This window comes from Pseudoalteromonas sp. MBR-15 (genome assembly GCF_053628915.1).
This window is the reverse complement of the sequence record NZ_JBRJHH010000003.1, coordinates 1-18,904: the sequence shown is the minus strand read 5'-3', so window position 1 is coordinate 18,904 and position 18,904 is coordinate 1. Positions and strand designations below refer to the sequence as shown.

Genomic DNA, 18,904 nt, shown 5'->3' with positions numbered 1-18,904 from the left:
TGAATAACTAAGCATTAAATTGTTATCAAGTGTAACGCTGTCATCGTTGTTTTATAGGCAAACTTACAGTGAACACCACGCCGCTATCATCTGCGAGATTTTCAGCCTTGACCTGTCCCTCATGGTAATCACAAATTAAACGAACAATATACAAGCCTAATCCTAAATGGGGTTGTTGCTGATGCTCTTGAGTTCTCACTGATACCATCGAATCAAATATATGATCTACTAAGCCCTCTGGTAACAAAGGGCCTTGGTTCACAATTTTTAGAATAGCGTGCTGTTCGTATTTAGCTAAACTCACCGTTATTTGGCTGTCAGGAGATTTAAACTCGAGCGCATTATTAATCAGTTTATCAAGAAGTTGGGCAATAAACTCCGGGGCCCCTCGCAGGGGCAGTGGTGATTCATAAAGTGATAAATTAAATAATTTCTCGCCATAAGTAATTTGGTAACCTTGCATGCAGCCAGTGATCACTTGAGTGAGATCAAACGTCTCAGCTTCCACATTTTGAATGCTTTGTTCTAGGCGTGTTGCTTCACTCATTGTGGTTATTATTTTACCTAGTCGCTCAACGCCTTCGCTGGCGCGCGCGAGGTATTTTTGACTAAACTCAGATTGCGGCTGCATTTGTAAGTTTTCAAGCGATGAGCGCACCACCGCAACAGGGGTACGTAATTCATGAGAAAGGCGTGATGACATATTCTCAAGGTAATCGGTATAACCACTTAAGCGGCTGACAATATTGGCAAAACTACGTGAGAGATCACCAATTTCATCATTTGAATCGGTATACGTTATTTTGCCTGTAATTCGGCCTTGTGCATCAATAGCTTGCTCAGCGTTATCACGTAAACGACGAATACGGCTTGAGATCCGTGATGCAAAAAAGAATAAGGTGACAGTACCGACTAGCATGACAGCTAAAATAACGTTAAATAGTTTCTCGAGCGATTTATTACGAAGAGTACGCACACCATTGGTGGTTTCTTCTGCGATAACAGCACCAATGACCTTATCTTGAATCCAAATCGGGTAGGCTGCTGATAAGATCACCGCCTTGCTATCGGGAGTTAAGCGCCACGATGAAGCAGGTTTCCCGTTTAATGCACTGGCGATATGCGTGCCTTGCATAGCGGCCACATCATGCAAAGTATCAATAAACTCATTTTCAGGGCGAGTTAGTATTTGGTAATAAAGCGGATGCAAGTAATCACGCTCAAATTGTTGCCACCATGTTGTTGCCGGTTTATCTGTGAGTCCATCTGCCCAGACACCATCAGCGTGATGTATAGACCCCGCTTGTGCGAGTACGCGATGGTGGCTATCGACTACCCAAATTCGACTGCCGCTATGGCCCATCCCTTTTAAAATACGGTTTATCTCTGGTGAAGGCACAAGCACCGAGCCAATGTCGTTGGGGTTGAGTAGGTTAGACGTTGACATAAGTTGAGGCTCAACTTTGTCATCATCCCAATCTTCAATTGCAAATCCCAGCTTGTTGCCAAGCATGCTTAATGGAAAGCGCAGTTCAATGTTATAGCCTGTTTCTGTACTTTGAAAATAGCCTTGAATCTTTGTAACAGGCTCGCGGCTGATAGCGTCAAAGGCATTAACCCAGCCATCTTGGCGAGCAGCAATCACGTAATGCTTAAATTCACCTTCGGGGGTCTTTAACATGATTTGTAAGTGATCATTGCGCGTAATACTGAGCGTATTTTTAGCGCGATACACCAACGAGCTATCACGCACCTCAAAGACTGCATACAAATAGTTTTCGTACTTACCAACCATATGATTAAATGCTAAATCAGCGTCTTCGTGCGCGGGGTTTACACGTTGTAAGTAGCGTTTATCGTAATGCCAAAAAAGTGCCCTATAGGGTTGCCAATCAGCAAGTTTGCCATCAAGTTGAATCGGGTTGCTGAGGTTATAGGCATATAAATCACGGCCTTTAACGACCTGATCTAAAAAATTGGTTTGCGAGTCGAATAAGGCTGGCCGTTCATGTAACGCTGTTGCCAGGGCTCGTGTGGTGCCTACGAGTGTTTTTTCTTGGCCCTGCCTTAAAAACTTTTCCATTTCCCAAACATATTCATAGCCAAGCCAAGGTAGTAAAAACAAAAAGCAAGACAGTAAAATAAACTTACTGCGCAAACCAAATCTGAGCATCAAGCTTGCTCCCAGCGATAACCCATACCGTACACTGTGTCGATACAATCGAAGCTATTATCTAAGGCAATAAACTTTTTTCGGATACGCTTAACGTGGGAAGTAATCGTACTGTCATCGACATAAATTTTTGCATCGCTCATTAATTCATTGCGACTTTTTACATGCCCTGGACGCTGCGCAAGTGAATGCACCATCCAAAACTCAGTCACCGTCAAGTCAACAAGCTGATCGTGCCAAAACACTTGCATACGCTGGCTATCTAATTTTAATAGACCACGATGCAGTAGCGCATCTTGATTAGCCGGTTGTTCAAGTGCATCTAAGCGTCTGAATAAAGCCCCAATTCGTGCGGCAAGGTGCGCCATACTGATATCTTTTGTTAAGTAGTCATCAGCGCCCATGCGCAGGCCACAGACCGTATCAATTTCACTATCACGCGCGGTTAAAAAGATAATAGGCAAGGTTTTCGAGAGCGACCGTAATGTTTGACATAATAAAAACCCTCCATCAATTTCATGCGCTAAGCCAATGTCCACGATGGCCAAATCTGGCAATGACTGGCTAAACGACAGCTCTGCGCTTGCTCGGTCAGCAAACCCAATGACTTGATAGCCTTGTGCGCTCAACATTTCAGTGTAGTTTTCGCGGATGGCTGTTTCATCTTCGACAATGGCTATTTTCTTCATTCTTCCTACTTATTTAGCTTCATAGTCAGCACTATGAATACACTATACCGAAAATTTTACTGTGCGTACTGGCAAAAATGCGATTGCCATTTTTCTGCCACAATTGCTCAGCAGTTTGCCTTTTTTGATCCCCTTTATTGCCATTTCGGCTTGTTTTAATAGCGCTATACCACGTTTGCAACGCCAACCAATAGTTGCCAAACAATTAATGTAAAAGAAAGGATTAAATTATGAAAAAGATCATCATTGCTGCACTTATAACGTCGGCCCTATCAACAAGCCAATTTGTTGAGGCTGCGCCCCAAGCAAAACAAGAAACACCAAAAGAAACAGCCATTGGCCTTAGTGCAGGCGCTGTAGTTGGCGGTTTGATTGGGGGCCCTGTGGGTGCATTTGTTGGCGCATTTGCCGGAGGATTAATCGGTGAAAAAGAAGCCGGTGAGCGTGTTATCGAAGCGCAAAACCAGGCACTTGTTGTTATGCAGCAGCACACCGCAGATTATCAGCAGGTTATTGCTAATAATGCGGTTTTGACTGAGCAACTTGAGAGCTTGAATGATGAGAAAGAGCAATTGCTTCAAGCCCAACTAAATACTTTGCTGGCCATGACCGTTCAATTTAAAACAGGGTCAAGTGAGATAGCCCCGCATTTTGCCAGTCAGCTCGATAAAGTCGCACGGTTACTGATTGAACAACCGCACTTGGCTATCGACTTAAACGGCTTTGCCGACCAACGGGGTGATGAACTCGCTAATTTAATGCTATCTAAGAAACGTGTGAATGCCGTGCAAAGTTATTTAATTAAACAAGGTGTGCCGCACACGCGACTGTCTGCTACAGCATTTGGCGAGAAACAAAGTGTTGCAAGTTCAAATGATTATGAAGATAACGTGTTTGATCGCAGAGTCACACTAACCACACGACCTGTTCAAAACACGCAATTACAGACTGCAAAAAGCAATCGCTAATTCATCTGTCGATGGAGTGACATGTTATGTTGAGTAACCGAACCAAAAGGCTCTTGTCCGTGAGCCTTTTTATCCTACTTTTAGGATATGCTATAAATCCTGCATTAGCCGCTAATGTCAGTGCACAATTACGGTTTTATGATAACTTGCACAGCGAAGTGTCATCAGGCGTTTTAGTCAAAAACGATGTGACGATGACGCTCACAGGTTTAATCAATCATGTGGTTGTTAAGCAGCGTTATCAAAACCCACACCCGTTTGCAGTTAATGCGCGTTATGTATTTCCTTTGCCCGATGAAAGCGCAGTACATGCATTACAAATGCAAATTGGTGAGCGTGTGATTACGGGCAATATTGCACTCAAACAGCAAGCTGAGCTGCAGTTTAAAGAGGCGCAGCAGCAAGGCAAGCGAGCAGCCCTAGTACGTCAGCAACGGGCGAATATTTTCGCAACCGATGTTGCAAATATCGGGGCGGGCGATGAAATTGAAATCACCTTACAGTATCAAGAGATAATTGGTTTTCGTGATGGGGTATTTTCACTGCGTTTCCCAACCACGATTACACCCCGCTATGAACCAAAAACAGCTCAGCTTAAGCCTCATACAAGCGAAAATCCAGAACCTAATTCATCGTCAATGTTGAATCAGAGCGCTCTGGCTTCTGCGTGGTTAAAACCGGTGTACCAAAGCACAAATAGTCAGCAGGTTGATGCACATTTAAACTTGGCTATTAACATGGATATTGGTTTAGAGCTTAGTGATATAAATGCAAACCTGAGCGGTATGCAAATTGATAACCCACATTTTGGGCGCTATATACTTGCACTTAATCGCGATGTACCGATGACACGTGATTTTGAGCTGACATTTAAGCCGCTCGACAAAGAAAGTTCACAGGCTGCGTTTTTTAAAGAAGTCGTCAATGGCGAAGAATATGGACTATTGATGCTCGTGCCGCCAGCGGATCATTTTACCGCACAGGCACGCCTCCCGCGTGAAATGGTCTTTGTAGTCGACACGTCGGGTTCTATGCATGGTCAGTCCATGGAGCAGGCAAAGCACGCTTTGTTTTATGCTTTATCGTTACTCGATGAAAACGATAGCTTTAATATTATTGGTTTTGATAATGACGTTACGGCTCTTAGTGAGGCTGCAATGATTGCCAATGACTTTAATATTCGCCGTGCAGAGCGTTTTATATATGGCTTGCAAGCCGATGGTGGCACAGAGATAAGTAATGCACTATCGCGGGTGTTAGATGGCAAACAGCATGATGGTTTTGTGCGTCAAATTGTATTTTTAACCGATGGCAGTGTAGGCAATGAAACACAGTTGTTTTCGCAAATTCAAGCTGACTTAGGTGATAGCCGCTTATTTACCGTTGGTATTGGCAGTGCACCAAATAGTTTCTTTATGACACGCGCTGCTGATATTGGTCGTGGTACGTTTACCTTTATTAGTAGCGCCAGCCAAGTACAGCCTAAAATGCAGCTATTATTCGATAAACTCGCTCACCCAGTTGTAACCGAGCTTGTCTTACATGCAGATAACCAAGAGCTTGAGTACTGGCCATCGCCTTTACCCGATCTTTATTTTTCTGAGCCCGTGTTAGTTGCGGTGAAGTTAGCTGGAAATCAACATGTAACCCTGACCGGGCAGACCCAATCAGGACCCCTTAATATTAACTTATCAGCGAATCACGCGGCGCAAGGTGAGGGCATAGCAAGACTATGGGCAAGGCAGAAAATTAAGTCACTCCTGCTTTATAATGATAAAGACAGCGTAAAGTCAGAAGTCGAAACATTGGCACTTCAGCATCATTTACTCAGTCCATTTACTGCTTTTATTGCTGTTGATAACGTCGCTGGGAACGAAATTGCTGAGCGCTCAGTGCAACTAAGAAATAGGCTGCCGAGTGGAATGACATTGCCACAAACAGATGGGCAAAGTCGTGTATTTATAGTGTTTGGCTTGTTATTGGTATCGTTAGCATGGTTATGGCAATGGCGACGTTAAAAAAGGCCTTACCACTGTGTGTGGGGTTGCTTGGCATTTCACTGCTACTCAATGGCAGTTATATGCAAGCCAAGGCGTGGCTTGCCCAGCATCTGATTGAGTCAGCTTGGCAACATGCTTTGCTGACGCCAAATGAAAAAGTCAGGCCGTGGTTTTATGCTGACGGTTATGTCACAGCACAACTAAATTGGCCTACTCAGCAGCAACGTTTAACTATTTTAGCGGGGGCGTCGGGGCGTAACTTAGCCTTTGCTCCCGGGCATTTCTTACCCAGTGGTGAACTTTCGAGTGACAATGGGGTGTTAATTGCAGGCCACAACGATACCCACTTTGCATTTTTAAAAAATGTGAAAGTGGGCGAGTCGTTTTCTATGCAGTTACAAAACGGCCAAGTCGTGCACTACCAAGTACGCAGTGTTCGTGTCATTCATCAACACGAGCAGGCCTTTTTAATGCAACCCGGTTTGTATTTATTAACCTGTTACCCTTTTGATTCTTTGGCATCGGGTACCGAGTTGAGGTTATTAGTGTCGGCAGACAAGCTCTCATCATCTACGTCAATTTTAAGTTCTTGATGGCGTTGACTGACAATCACGCCCGCAAATACCACACCGATACTTAACCACTGCCAAGTTGTTAGCACTTCCCCCAGTAAGATAGCGGATAAAATTAACGCAAAAATAGGAATCAAATTAGAGTAAGCCGCGGCAGTTAGAACCGATACTTTACTGATGGCATAGTTATACATACCATAGCCGCCTAAGGTCACGCACGAGCCTAAATATAAAATACTCAATAGGGCACTCAAATCATGTTGATTCTCGCTCGGCAGTTCAATAAAGAATAAAAAGGGTGCAAAGAATAGGCTGCCACTAAAGCCTTGTATGGCTATTAGTGTAAGCGGGGAGTAACGTGTTACTAAGTGTTTAACACTGACAGTATAAAAGGCCGCGCAGACCATGGCCATGAGCTCTAAAAAGTTACCCAGTAAAGGGTTTGGCGCTTGCTCGCTACTTGGCGAAAGCAAGGTTAACAAAATACTGCCACCAATACAGAGGGTAAAGCCAACCACAATGGCTTTACTGATGTACTCTTTTAACATTAAGAAAGCTAAAATAGCGACAATAATCGGTAAGCAAGACACAATAACACCCGCTTGCGATGCTGATGTGTATTCAAGCGCATGACCTTCAAATAAGTAATATAAGCAAGGCTCTGCCAGCGACATGCCTATCAAGTATTTCCAGTCGCCTTTTTTAAATTCAAAGCGGATCACAAATCGCCACAAGCATAAACAAATTAAAAGGGTGGTTAACATCCTTAAAAAAATTACCAATACGGGGTCATAAATTGTGATTGCATGCTTTAACGCAATATAGGAACTTCCCCATAAAAAAGTGGCAATTATTAAGCATAAACTGGCAGGCATAGGTGTCGCTTCGTGTGTTAAAAATGAAAAAACGATCCTAGCATGAATTTTTTTAACTTGTTCAAAAACTGTTTGCTGGTATATATAAATTCTCTATTTTATTTACAGAATTAATAACGCAGATGCAAAGGCCACACGTCGTTGTTGTAAAGCTAGGCACAAGTGTGCTGACAGGCGGTACAGACAAATTAGATAAAGCACATATGGTGGAGCTTGTTCGCCAGTGTTGTGAGTTAAAAAAACAAGGTTATCAGGTTGTTTTAGTATCCAGTGGCGCAGTCGCTGCGGGTCGTGAGCAATTAATAACCCCCTGTGGCCGTTCTTTGATCGAAAAACAAATGCTGGCAGCAATTGGCCAAGGTCATCTTATTCATACTTGGCAGAGTTTATTTGCACTCTATGGTATTAATGTTGGGCAGATGCTGCTTACCCGGGCAGATGTTGAAGACCGCGAACGTTATTTAAATGCCCGCGACACACTCAATGCATTGCTTGCGCATAATGTGGTTCCAATCATTAACGAAAATGATGCCGTAGCCACGACTGAAATAAAAGTCGGCGATAATGATAACTTGTCTGCGTTGGTGGCTATTTTAGCAAATGCAGAAAAACTTTTGTTGCTTACCGACCAAGAGGGGTTGTTTACTGGTGACCCGCGCTCTGATGTTAATGCAACTCTCATAAACGAAGTATCACACATTAACGATGAGCTCAGAGAGCTTGCTGGTGGAAGTGGTACAAGTTTAGGAACTGGCGGAATGGCAACTAAACTTCAAGCTGCTGATATTGCTCGTCGTGCAGGCGTTGAAGTGATTATTGCCAAAGGTGCGGGCAAAAATGTGATTTTAAATTGCATGGCTGACAAACTGCCAGGTACTCGGTTTTTAAAATTAACCGCCCCCAAAGATGGTCGAAAAAAATGGCTATTAGCGGGCCCTAAAAGTTCTGGGCAACTGGTGATCGATGATGGTGCCAGTTTGGCACTTCAAGAGCGCGGAGCCAGTCTTTTAGCAAAAGGGGTCAGAGCTGTTAGAGGCCAATTTGAACGAGGTGATGTAATTGAAGTGATATCGAGTGAAGGTCAATGTATTGCAAAGGGGCTCGTTAACTTTAACCATCAAGAAATCGATACAATAAAAGGCTGCCACTCATCACAAATTGCGCAGTTACTTGTGTTTGCACCAAGCAGTGAAGTAATACACAGAGATGATATGATTTTATTATAGTTTTTTAGTAATTTTTATAAATTTAACTACACTAAAGTTACTTATAGTTCTGGGGACTTTTCAATGCAGGCAAACCCTTGCGGACATGAATGGGTTGTGACGATAACACAGCAAGAAGAAGAGCCAGAGCTTGATCAGGCCCTTATCGATGCGGTGGCAGGGTTAGGTGAGTTTTCGCGGTTTGCTATTTACGTCAATAAATTTTTTAAACCTGGGCTACCTGCACAATTAATTAATAAAGACACCGTGATAGAGAAGCTCTCTGAACACGAGGTCAATGAATTAATAGAAAAAGTCAGTCGCAATAAAATCCGCATTAGCCTTAATTATGGCTGCATTTATACCTATGTGCCTGTTTATCATACGGGAAATGTAGTAGGGGTTTTAGTGATTGAGTCGAATCAAGAGCTCACCGAACGCTGTAGTATGTTAGCAATTTACATGCTAAATATTTACGCTAACCAACTTTCATTGTTGCATAAGTCCCGCCTTGACCCATTGACAGAATTACTTAATCGTCAAACGTTTGATAAAAAAGTGATTGATATTGCGGCGCAAGCCGCGTATGGAGTTACTCACTCAGATGTAAATCACCGCCACTGGTATTTGGCAATGATCGACATTGATCACTTTAAACGTGTGAATGATAACTACGGCCATGTTATTGGTGATGAAGTCATTTTGCTGGTCGCACAATTACTCAAAAATAACTTCCGATTCGAAGATTATGTATTTCGTTATGGGGGAGAAGAGTTTGCCATTTTATTTCAAGCAACCGACGAATGTGATGCGCGCAACGTGTTAAATCGATTTCGTGCGTGTGTCGCTGAGTATCCATTTCCGCAAGTAGGTAGCCTCACTGTAAGTTGTGGTTTTTTGCCTATTTGTGAGTTTGAAATGGTTGCAAGCTTAGTTCAAAAAGCAGATAACGCCTTGTATCATTCAAAGAACATGGGGCGTAATCGCATAACGGCGTATTGCGAATTGGATATTCAAGATAATAAACACAATGATGACTCGATAGAGTTATTTTGAGCCTGTTGCAGCGTGTAGTGCTGTGTTAAAATTGCCCACCTTATTTTATTCAGTATGAGAATGTGAGATGAAGTTTGTCCGCTGGTTGTTAGGCCGCCTTATTTTACTTTTTGATTTTATTTTTACGCCGCGCAGTAAAAAACGTCCTGCTGCAGAGCAAGCACAGCTTGATTTAGTAACATCACAATTTAAGCTATATCAATTCAAAGCGTGCCCATTTTGCGTAAAAGTACGCCGTGCGATTAAACGCCAGGGCTTATCTGTGGAAACTCGAGACGCCAAAGGTAATGAACTCTTTCGCCAAGAGCTATTAGAGCAGGGCGGAAAAATTAAAGTACCGTGTTTACGTATTGAAGAAAACGGCCAAGTAACGTGGTTGTATGAATCAAACGATATCATTGCTTATTTAGATAAAGTCGCTGCATAAAGCGGCTTTTCACTTCGATAATAGCTCATGCTGTGCTAGCATTTGGGCAAATTTTTAATTGTCTTTTGAGAGATATAACCATGACAATTCGCACCCGTGTTGCTCCTTCACCAACAGGTGATCCGCATCTAGGTACTGCTTACATCGCTTTATTTAACTACTGCTTTGCAAAACAGCAAGGTGGGGAGTTTGTTTTACGTATAGAAGACACTGACCAAGTGCGCAGTACAGCTGAATCAGAGCAAGCTATCATGGATAGCTTACGTTGGTTAGGCTTAAACTGGGATCATGGTCCTGATGTGGGCGGTGAGTTTGGTCCATACCGTCAATCTGAGCGAAGTGATTTATACAAAAAGTTTGCGCATCAGTTAGTTGAGCAAGGCAAAGCATTTTATTGTTTTGCAACTAGCGAAGAGCTAGATCAAATGCGTGAAGAACAAATGGCTGAGGGTTTGCGTCCTAAATATGATGGTCGTGGTTTAAATCTATCAGACGATGAAATCAAAGCGAATCTTGACGCGGGTAAGCCGTACGTTATTCGTATGAAGATCCCAAGCGAAGGCACGTTTAAGTTTAACGACTATCTTCGTGGCGAAATTGAGATCCCGTGGGAAAACGTAGACATGCAAGTGTTGTTGAAAGCCGATGGCTTCCCAACGTATTTCCTTGCTAACGTTGTTGATGATCACCACATGCAAATTAGCCATATTTTCCGTGGTGAAGAGTGGATCAACTCAGCGCCTAAGCTATTAAAATTATACGAAGACTTCGGTTGGGAAGCGCCTGTACTTGGTCACTTGCCGTTACTTCGTAACCCAGATAAATCAAAGTTATCAAAGCGTAAAAATCCAACTTCAATCAATTACTACAAAGAAATGGGTTACCTGCCAGAGGCACTATTGAACTATTTAGGCCGCATGGGTTGGTCAATGCCTGATGAACGTGAAAAGTTCACGCTAGATGAGATGATTGAACACTTTGATATGAAACGTGTTTCTCTGGGTGGGCCTATTTTCGACGTGGATAAGCTTAGCTGGTTAAACGGTATGTGGATCCGTGAAAACTTGTCAGATGCTGAGTTAATGCAACGTTTTGTTGATTGGAAATTTAATACTGAGTTATTCGCTAAAGTATTACCAGAAGCAAAAACACGTATTAATACGTTATCAGACATGGTTGATCTTGCCGGTCATTTCGTGGGCGGTATTCCAAGCTATGATCCTGCGTTGTTAACGGCTGGTAAAGCGGGTGAAGATGCAACACGTCAAGCACTGCAATTCTTCATCTGGCAATTAGAAGGCTTACGTACATGGGAAAAATCAGCGATTTTTGCCATTGCGAAAGAAGTTGCAACGTTCCATGAGCTGAAGATTAAAGATTTTCTTGAGCCGATTTTTGTCGCTATTACGGGCAAAACATCATCAACATCGGTACTTGATGCAATGGAAATATTAGGCTCAGACCTGTCGCGTGCGCGATTACGTGTTGCACTTTCGCACATTGGCGTGTCAAAAAAGCAAGCGAAAAATATTGAGCGCGCTTACCGCGATTACCCGCAAGCTTAAAAATTATTACGCTTTAAAAACCGAGCTATATGTGAAGTGACCCCCAATAGTTGGACATTCCAATTACTGGGGGTTTTTTTATATTTAAATCAAAGTTAACGCAGATTTAACTTGTAAATAGGTACTACTCTAATAGTATTAAACATGTACAACTTATCACTTGTAGGAATATCTTAATTAAGCAGTATAAGGTAGCTGCAAGCGAGGGATTTTTTAAGCTGAAGTGAATGCTTCGGTTAATTTTCAAGGAGAAAGTGATGTTCAAATACTTATTGGTCTGTTTGACCGTTTTTGGCATTAGTATGTCGAGTTTCGCTGCTGATAAACCCAATGTGCTTATTATTTGGGGTGATGATGTTGGTATGTGGAATATTAGCGCTTACCATCGTGGCATGATGGGAGGTAGCACACCTAACATAGATAGCATTGCCAATGATGGCATGATATTTATGGATCATTACGCACAGGCCTCGTGTACGGCTGGTCGTGCTGCATTTATTACTGGTCAGTACCCAATGCGTACCGGCCTTAGTACGGTAGGTCTACCTGGAGCACCACAAGGTTTGCAAAAGAAAGATCCAACGTTAGCAACGATGCTTAAATCTAAGGGGTATGTAACAGGGCAGTTTGGTAAAAACCATTTAGGTGACCTTGATGAACACTTACCAACAAATCATGGTTTTGATGAATTTTTTGGTATTTTGTACCACCTCAACGCGGGTGAATACCCAGAACAGCAAGATTATCCACAAGACGCCAAAACACAAGAAAAGTTTGGTCTAAAAATGCGTGGAGTCATTCATTCAAAAGCGCTTGCTAATGGTAAACAAGAGGTTAAAGATCTTGGCCCATTTGGTAAAGAACGTCAGCGTAATTTAGACCAAGAAGTGCTTGTTGAATCAAAACGTTTTATTCGTGATGCTGTAAAACAAAATAAGCCTTTCTTCGTTTGGCATAACACCACACGCATGCATTACCAAACTAACCTTAACAAAGCGTATGACGGTAAAACAGGGTTTGGTTTATATGCTGATGGTATGGCTGAACTGGATGATGATGTAGGAGAGCTGCTTAACTTACTTGATGAGCTTAAAGTATCTGATAATACAATAGTGATGTTTTCTACCGACAATGGTGCTGCATCAAACTCATGGCCTGATGGTGGTAACCAGCCGTTTCATGGTGAAAAAGGTGTTGGTGGCTGGGAAGGTGGTTTCAGAGTTCCTATGCTTGTTAAATGGCCAGGCCATATTCCAAGTGGTGTAAGCACGGGTGAGTTTATGACCATGGAAGATTGGATACCAACGATAATGTCATGGCTCGGTGATAAAGACCTAAAAGCTAATTTGCTTAAAGGTACAAAAATTAATGGCCAAAAGTATAAAGTTCATTTAGATGGCTTCGATCAAAGTGATATCTTGTTGAATAATGGTAAAACAAACCGTAAAGAGTTTTATTATTTTACCGAAACGACTTTCCACGGTATGCGTTACGGTGATTGGAAGTTAATTTTCACAGAGCAAGAGCATTGGTTCAGATCTTCGCAACAAGCCCTTACTACACCTTACATCATTAACCTAAAAATGGACCCATTTGAGCGCTTCATTGATGCAAGGGGTTACGATGAGTGGGCTGAAAACCGTAGCTGGATTTTAGGCCCTGCAGGTAATCAAATTTCAGAGTTTGTAAAAACCTTTAAGGCTTTCCCGCCTAGCCAAGAGAGCATGTCAGTACAAGTGGATAGTGTCGCTGAAATGATTTCAAAGCAAGCGCTAAACCGCTAACAATATAGGCTTTACCAGGGCACGACGTTGCGACATCGCAGTTTTGTTCGTCACTGGTAAAGCCTTTACAACTTTCAACCTTGTAGCCATTGCCGCCTCTATTTACCCCCTCACGTTTTAACTGCTCAATAGCAATACTCTATTTATCGCTGTTGGAGTGTAACCGCTAGATTGCACTGAACGTTGCCCCAGGCAGTTAAGTTCTTCAACATCGCCAAAATAATATGCATCACTTTGAATAGCTTGTTCTTCACTTATAAATGCCTATATTCACTACTTTTCGAATTCATAAGTAAATAAATTAGGGGACTGTTAGTCTTAAACCTATGTTGCCGCAGGCAGATAAAGTTGAAAAAGTGGTGAGTAAAACGAGCAGTCGAGTGATGTTTTTTCACTTTAACTAAGCTCTATTGTTCTATCGCTAAAAGCATGACTTTGTTGTTAAAAATTGAGGCTAATATTGAATAAATACATCTATTTATGCACTTTGGTTAGTCTTAAATGGGGTTGAAAATGTAACTAAGCTTGAATCTTTGTTAACAGTGTCGATTTTTTGCGTCTTAAATAAAAGTAGAAATTTTCACATTTAGAGAGTGTCCATCAAATTTCGATTAGCGTTATGGCTTGTTTTATAAGCTTAAATTTGATTTTGTCGTTATTTTGGTAATTTATTTGTTAAGGTTAAGTACAAAACGCTACAACTAAGTTGATTAATTTGTTTCATGGGTGTGATTGAATAACGGTTAAGTTTTGAAATGGATATTCATAAAACTTAAATAATTATTCAAATAACTATCCAGGAATTACTTATGCAAGTAAAAACACTCTCAATTGCTGTCGCTGCGGCTCTTTACAGTGCCAGCGCAGCCTATGCGACTGGTATTGAAGCTAATAACAACGCAAATAAATTACAAGCACCTAATATTACATTCGATGAAGTCAAAGCACTTTCAAATAAAGTTCATGACGCTAGTTCAGAAACAATGTTGCAAAACAATGGCTTGAACGTAAAAATAAATGCACAAACAAGAAAGTTCGTTGAAGAAGGCATCACAGGCGAAAGTATTTATATTGTAAAACTTCGTGACAATGCCGTTGCATTAGAAGCAAGAGATATTCAGTCTCCACTTGCTCGTAGCTTGCAACAACAAGGTGTAAGCAAGATTTTTGAACACGGTAAGCCGTCTTCTCCTGCTGTAATCGACTATCAAAATAAGTTATTAACTAAGCAGCAATCGGTAATGCAGAGCGTGGCTTCAGTAACAGGCCGTACAGAAATGCGCCGCCAGTTTACTAAAGCAATCAATGGTTTCTCAGTAAAAATGACAGAAGCCGAAGCGCGCAGAGTGTCAGAGCTTGGCTCTGTTTCATCTGTTATGCGTTCAAAGAATTATGACCTTTTATCTGATGAAGGCCCTCGTCATATTGGTGCAGACCAAGTGTGGAATGGTACGAGCGTACCAAGCGGTATCAAAGGCAAAGGTGAAGGGCAAATCGTTGGTATTATCGATACCGGTATTAATTCAGATCACCCGTCTTTTGCAGAAGTTGGCGGCGACGGTTATGTTCACACTAACCCGCTCGGCGATGGTAACTTTTTAGGTGACTGTGTTGACGATGCAGAGTTCATCCAATGTAATAATAAATTAATCGGTGTACGTTCTTATGACATGATCACCGATGTGTTCTCTGAAATTATCCCAGGCTGGCCTGCAATTGGTGAAGATTACCAAGGGCATGGCTCGCACGTTGCGTCAACAGCAGCGGGTAACGTAGTTAAAAACGTACCATTAGTCACTGTTGGTGCTGGTGACCAATCAGATGGCATGGTGATTAAAGAAGATCTATTCCCAGAAATTTCGGGTGTGGCACCGCATGCAAATATTATTTCTTACCAAGTGTGTTACCCATCAAATGATATCGGTGCGAATGGCTGTCCGGGCGAAATATTACTAGCAGGTATCGAAGATGCGATTTCTGATGGTGTTGATGTTATTAACTTCTCAATTGGTGGTTCAGATTCAAACAGCTGGACAGACCCAGTACAACTTGCGTTTTTAGCAGCACGTGAAGCGGGTATTAACGTTGCGGCTGCGGCTGGTAACAGCGGCCAAGGGTGTGGTAGCGCAGAGTGTTTCGGCTATTTGGATAACTCATCACCTTGGCTTGCGCAAGTTGCAGCAACGACGCATGGTCGAAGTGTTGTGATTGAAACGCCGGTTGAATATGCAGGCTTTGCTGACGCATCAATGGGCTCTGAAGTGCCAAGCTGGTCAGAAATGGGTCTAACAGGTGGCTCACTTAACCAAACAGACATCACGGGTGTCGTTGTGTGGGCTAAAGACTATGCTGATGTGAATGGTGTTAAAGATGCGAATGGGTATTGTACTGCTGACTACCCAGCTGGCACGTTTGACTTTTACAAAGATGGCTCGCCAATTGTGGGTGCTGCAGAGGGTGAAACTAACGTAATCGTTATTTGTCAACGCCATGACCCTCAAGACCCTAATGCTAATGCACGTGGTGCAAAGTCTGATCACATCAAAGCAGGCGGAGCAGATGGTTTCATTATGTTTAACCGTAATAGAGACCAAGGGACAGTTGCTGAAGGCTACTCACTTCCAAGTGTTCACTTTACTTATGATCAGTGGAATGGTGTATACCCAAATGATGGTTTAGAGGATTGGGTTGATAGCTTCTCTGAAAAAGGCCACATGATCACCATTAAAGCAACCAATGTTGAGCGTATAGTTAATGCTGAAGATGCTGATTGGTTAGCGCCATTCTCTTCTCGTGGTCCGTCGTATCCAAACCGTGAAGTATTGGCTCCAGCCCTTGCAGCACCAGGTGTTGACATTTATGCGGCTTACGCTGATGAACATCCATTTGTTGCCACACCATACGGCACTGATTACTCAAGTTCTAGTGGTACATCAATGGCATCACCGCACGTTGCAGGTGCAATGACATTGCTACGCCAGGTACACCCAGATTGGTCAGCAACTGAAATTCAATCAGCATTATCAATGACTGCTGATAACGTGGTTAAATATCATCGTTTGAACAATGAAAAAGATACCATCGGTGAAGCGTCAGTTTACCGTGCTGGTGCAGGTCGTATTAATGTTGCTAATGCAGCTAAAGCCGGTTTTGTCATGGATGAGTCTGCGGAAAACTTTATTGCAGCAAACCCTGACAGTGGCGGTACACCACATAAGTTGAACATGCCAAATCTTGTTAATTTCTCATGTAAGCCAGAGTGTCAGTGGGTGCGTACCATTACAGCCACCGAAGATGGTACATGGACAGTAAGCAACGAAGAAGTTGTGAACTGGAATTTCGACATGAATAAGCAAATTCCACAAAATGGTATCAACTTTGAAATTACCCCTAATAAGTTCTCTCTAAAAGCGGGTGAAACACAAACCATTATTGTTAAAGCATCAATCATGGAAACACAAGATTGGTCAAGTAACTCAGAAGTAGAGCTGCACAGCAACCTACTGTTTAAAGCAGAAGAAGAGAACATTCCTGATGCGCGTTGGCCTGTTGTATTCAAATATGATCGTGGCGATTTACCAGCGAACCTAACAACCGTTGCACACTCTGATAAAGGCAGCTACGTTGTACAAGGCGTTGAGTTACCAGTTGTTTCATCACCTGTTGCACAAGCATATATGCCAGTTGAAGCAACTATAGATACGTTTGAATTACCAAAAGATAAAGACAATTTCTTCCCGTGGGCTTCTAATCGTACGGTTGAAGTAGACCCCGCTGATATACTTGATGAGGCTACCTATTCTAAGTTCATCACTGTGCCAGCTGATTCTAAACGCTTAGTCGTTGAAGTTGTGGGCGTAGAGTCTGAACTTGAAGGAAACTCTGACCGTGCTAACCCGCTTGTCTACATTGGTAAAGACTACAATGGTGATGGCGAAATTCAGATTGAAGATGAAATCTTGTGTGTCTCTGGTCACGTTGTATATAACAACTTCTGTAATATTAATAACCCAGAAGAAGGTGAATATTGGGCCGTTATTTATAACCCAGCGAAACAACGTAACCCTGACTTTATCGAAAAAATTCAAATTGCAACAGCCGTTGTTAGTAATGATGTAGCGGATACGCTTGACGTTACACTTCCTGCAAGTGATGGCGTAAACCCAGTTGATATGACAATCAATTGGGATATGAACATGAATGCAGGCGGTATTTACTACAGTGCAATCGACGCTGGTACATCAACCGTAAACCCAGATAACCTCGGGACTATTCCACTTCGCATTGAACGTGGTGTTGATGTTGTTGACGTAGCCGTAGGCACTGAAGCAGCTAAAGTCGGTGACTTAATTCCTGTTAGCTTTAATGTACTTGCGAATAACTCGGGTGCCGACCGTGAGTTCTCATTTGATATTGATGCGCCTGCAGGATTAAATTTCCACTCTGATCGCATTGAAATCTCAAGCACGTCAGATGTGGATGCTGAAGTTGTTGACGGTAAACTTGTTATCTCGGGTGTACAACCAGATACACGAGATGTTCAACCTGATTACCTTGTTACTAACAATGTAACCGATGAAATGTGTCGCCTTCCAAGTTTTGGTAATTCAAACCCAGGTGGTTATGTTAACTTATCTGATTTTGGTATTTTCCCAATGTTGTCGGGTTTCCAAGAAAATGGTCAAGCTAACTATGGCCGTGGTTGGATAATTCCAGTTAACACTTTATTCAATGGTGCATACGATAAAGTAAGCCTGTTTAATAATGGTGATGAAGTAAATATGTGGAATAACTTCATCCAAGTTAAAGGGATTGGTACGGTTGATACGCTAGGTGCGCGTTACCTTGTTCCAGCACATTTACGCTTCCCATATGAAAATGTTCCATACGAAAATATGGCACCACTTTGGCGTGGTTGGTCTATCACTGAATCATCTATCACCAAAGATGTTCTCTCTGTAGGTCTATCTGCATCTGAAGGTATCTCACTGGCTTCAACGGCAAATGGTTGGGCTATTATTGAGTGGGATAATGCATCTGACTACGGTAACGAGTTTGGCTTTAGAGGTCAGTACTCTTATGACCGTCGTGATAACTCATTCGATTTCCAATTAATTTTCAATGCTGAAACACGTTTTGGTAAGAATGAGCATGAAATCTACTATGCGTACGATAACATCGACTTTGGCAGTACAGGTACTCACGGTAGTATCGGTGTGCAAGGCTTTAAAGGCCAAGTATCAACATTTGGTCCATTAGGTGATTATTTAGGGGTTGATATTGCGTACGATAACATCGACGAAGTAGTAAAAGATGACTACATCGTGTGTATGGATTACGTTGGCCCTGAAATGTCTCAGTTCGAAGTAACGGCATGGGCTGAAGTACTCCCTTCTGCTGCAGGTCAAACATTGGCACTGAACACCATTGCAAATGTTGATGGCATCGAAGCAATCACTAAGCTTAATGAAATTACAGTACCAAGCAACATCACGGTTGTAGCGCTTGACGATATGGTAACCACAGAAGAAACAGCAATTAGCTTTGATGTTCACTATATTGATGAAACAAACTCGAAAAATGAAATTTC

The 18,904-nt window shown here is 42.3% G+C and carries 12 protein-coding genes; 9 read left to right on the top strand and 3 right to left on the bottom strand.

The window, feature by feature from the left end; translation table 11 throughout:
- Positions 1 to 40 precede the first annotated feature (40 nt).
- Positions 41 to 2,173 carry a proteobacterial dedicated sortase system histidine kinase gene (gene pdsS, locus ACSSVW_RS05110; RefSeq protein WP_454178977.1) on the bottom strand — a complete coding sequence of 711 codons (2,133 nt, stop codon included), beginning with the start codon at positions 2,171 to 2,173 and terminating at the stop codon, positions 41 to 43.
- Positions 2,173 to 2,862: a proteobacterial dedicated sortase system response regulator gene (gene pdsR / locus ACSSVW_RS05105; RefSeq protein WP_036970667.1), complete on the bottom strand. Its 690-nt coding sequence runs from the start codon at positions 2,860 to 2,862 to the stop codon at positions 2,173 to 2,175. The genes pdsS and pdsR overlap by 1 nt, the downstream gene beginning before the upstream one ends.
- Before the next feature lie 230 nt (positions 2,863 to 3,092).
- On the opposite strand from pdsR, the gene pdsO reads away from it, so the two are divergent.
- From pdsO to ACSSVW_RS05090, 3 genes are read left to right on the top strand one after another with little or no spacing between them, the layout of a single operon-like run.
- On the top strand, positions 3,093 to 3,830 hold the full coding sequence (gene pdsO, locus ACSSVW_RS05100; RefSeq protein WP_074988891.1) for a sortase-associated OmpA-like protein PdsO: 738 nt from the start codon (positions 3,093 to 3,095) through the stop codon (positions 3,828 to 3,830).
- A gap of 26 nt (positions 3,831 to 3,856) precedes the next feature.
- On the top strand, positions 3,857 to 5,848 hold the full coding sequence (locus ACSSVW_RS05095) for a marine proteobacterial sortase target protein (RefSeq protein ID WP_454178976.1): 1,992 nt from the start codon (positions 3,857 to 3,859) through the stop codon (positions 5,846 to 5,848).
- Positions 5,836 to 6,423 carry a class GN sortase gene (locus ACSSVW_RS05090; protein ID WP_075594533.1) on the top strand — a complete coding sequence of 196 codons (588 nt, stop codon included), beginning with the start codon at positions 5,836 to 5,838 and terminating at the stop codon, positions 6,421 to 6,423. Before ACSSVW_RS05095 ends, ACSSVW_RS05090 begins: the two co-directional genes overlap by 13 nt.
- Here the strand turns inward: ACSSVW_RS05090 and ACSSVW_RS05085 are convergent.
- Complete coding sequence (locus tag ACSSVW_RS05085; RefSeq protein WP_036970658.1) at positions 6,330 to 7,277, bottom strand: DMT family transporter; 948 nt, start codon at positions 7,275 to 7,277, stop codon at positions 6,330 to 6,332. The two genes, ACSSVW_RS05090 and ACSSVW_RS05085, sit on opposite strands and share 94 nt — an antisense overlap.
- Before the next feature lie 122 nt (positions 7,278 to 7,399).
- On the opposite strand from ACSSVW_RS05085, the gene proB reads away from it, so the two are divergent.
- The 6 genes from proB to ACSSVW_RS05055 form a co-directional block, all read left to right on the top strand.
- Positions 7,400 to 8,503, top strand: a complete 1,104-nt coding sequence (proB, locus tag ACSSVW_RS05080; RefSeq protein ID WP_036970656.1) for a glutamate 5-kinase — start codon at positions 7,400 to 7,402, stop codon at positions 8,501 to 8,503.
- A 63-nt stretch (positions 8,504 to 8,566) separates the two neighbouring features.
- On the top strand, positions 8,567 to 9,538 hold the full coding sequence (locus ACSSVW_RS05075; protein ID WP_454178975.1) for a GGDEF domain-containing protein: 972 nt from the start codon (positions 8,567 to 8,569) through the stop codon (positions 9,536 to 9,538).
- A gap of 67 nt (positions 9,539 to 9,605) precedes the next feature.
- Positions 9,606 to 9,965: a glutathione S-transferase N-terminal domain-containing protein gene (locus ACSSVW_RS05070; RefSeq protein WP_036970649.1), complete on the top strand. Its 360-nt coding sequence runs from the start codon at positions 9,606 to 9,608 to the stop codon at positions 9,963 to 9,965.
- Positions 9,966 to 10,045: 80 nt separating this feature from the next.
- Complete coding sequence (gene gltX, locus ACSSVW_RS05065) at positions 10,046 to 11,530, top strand: glutamate--tRNA ligase (protein ID WP_180311384.1); 1,485 nt, start codon at positions 10,046 to 10,048, stop codon at positions 11,528 to 11,530.
- A gap of 257 nt (positions 11,531 to 11,787) precedes the next feature.
- Positions 11,788 to 13,314, top strand: a complete 1,527-nt coding sequence (locus ACSSVW_RS05060) for an arylsulfatase (RefSeq protein ID WP_421419357.1) — start codon at positions 11,788 to 11,790, stop codon at positions 13,312 to 13,314.
- An 809-nt stretch (positions 13,315 to 14,123) separates the two neighbouring features.
- On the top strand, positions 14,124 to 18,904 hold a 4,781-nt coding region (locus ACSSVW_RS05055), incomplete at its 3' end, for a S8 family serine peptidase (protein ID WP_454178974.1).

Coding starts and splice junctions, on each gene's coding strand:
- ACSSVW_RS05060 (WP_421419357.1), top strand. CDS start 11,788: ATGTTCAAATACTTATTGGTCTGTTTGACCGTTTTTGGCATTAGTATG.
- pdsS (WP_454178977.1), bottom strand. CDS start 2,173: ATGCTCAGATTTGGTTTGCGCAGTAAGTTTATTTTACTGTCTTGCTTT.
- pdsR (WP_036970667.1), bottom strand. CDS start 2,862: ATGAAGAAAATAGCCATTGTCGAAGATGAAACAGCCATCCGCGAAAAC.
- ACSSVW_RS05090 (WP_075594533.1), top strand. CDS start 5,836: ATGGCGACGTTAAAAAAGGCCTTACCACTGTGTGTGGGGTTGCTTGGC.
- ACSSVW_RS05075 (WP_454178975.1), top strand. CDS start 8,567: ATGCAGGCAAACCCTTGCGGACATGAATGGGTTGTGACGATAACACAG.
- ACSSVW_RS05085 (WP_036970658.1), bottom strand. CDS start 7,277: ATGCCTGCCAGTTTATGCTTAATAATTGCCACTTTTTTATGGGGAAGT.
- gltX (WP_180311384.1), top strand. CDS start 10,046: ATGACAATTCGCACCCGTGTTGCTCCTTCACCAACAGGTGATCCGCAT.
- ACSSVW_RS05095 (WP_454178976.1), top strand. CDS start 3,857: ATGTTGAGTAACCGAACCAAAAGGCTCTTGTCCGTGAGCCTTTTTATC.
- pdsO (WP_074988891.1), top strand. CDS start 3,093: ATGAAAAAGATCATCATTGCTGCACTTATAACGTCGGCCCTATCAACA.
- proB (WP_036970656.1), top strand. CDS start 7,400: ATGCAAAGGCCACACGTCGTTGTTGTAAAGCTAGGCACAAGTGTGCTG.
- ACSSVW_RS05070 (WP_036970649.1), top strand. CDS start 9,606: ATGAAGTTTGTCCGCTGGTTGTTAGGCCGCCTTATTTTACTTTTTGAT.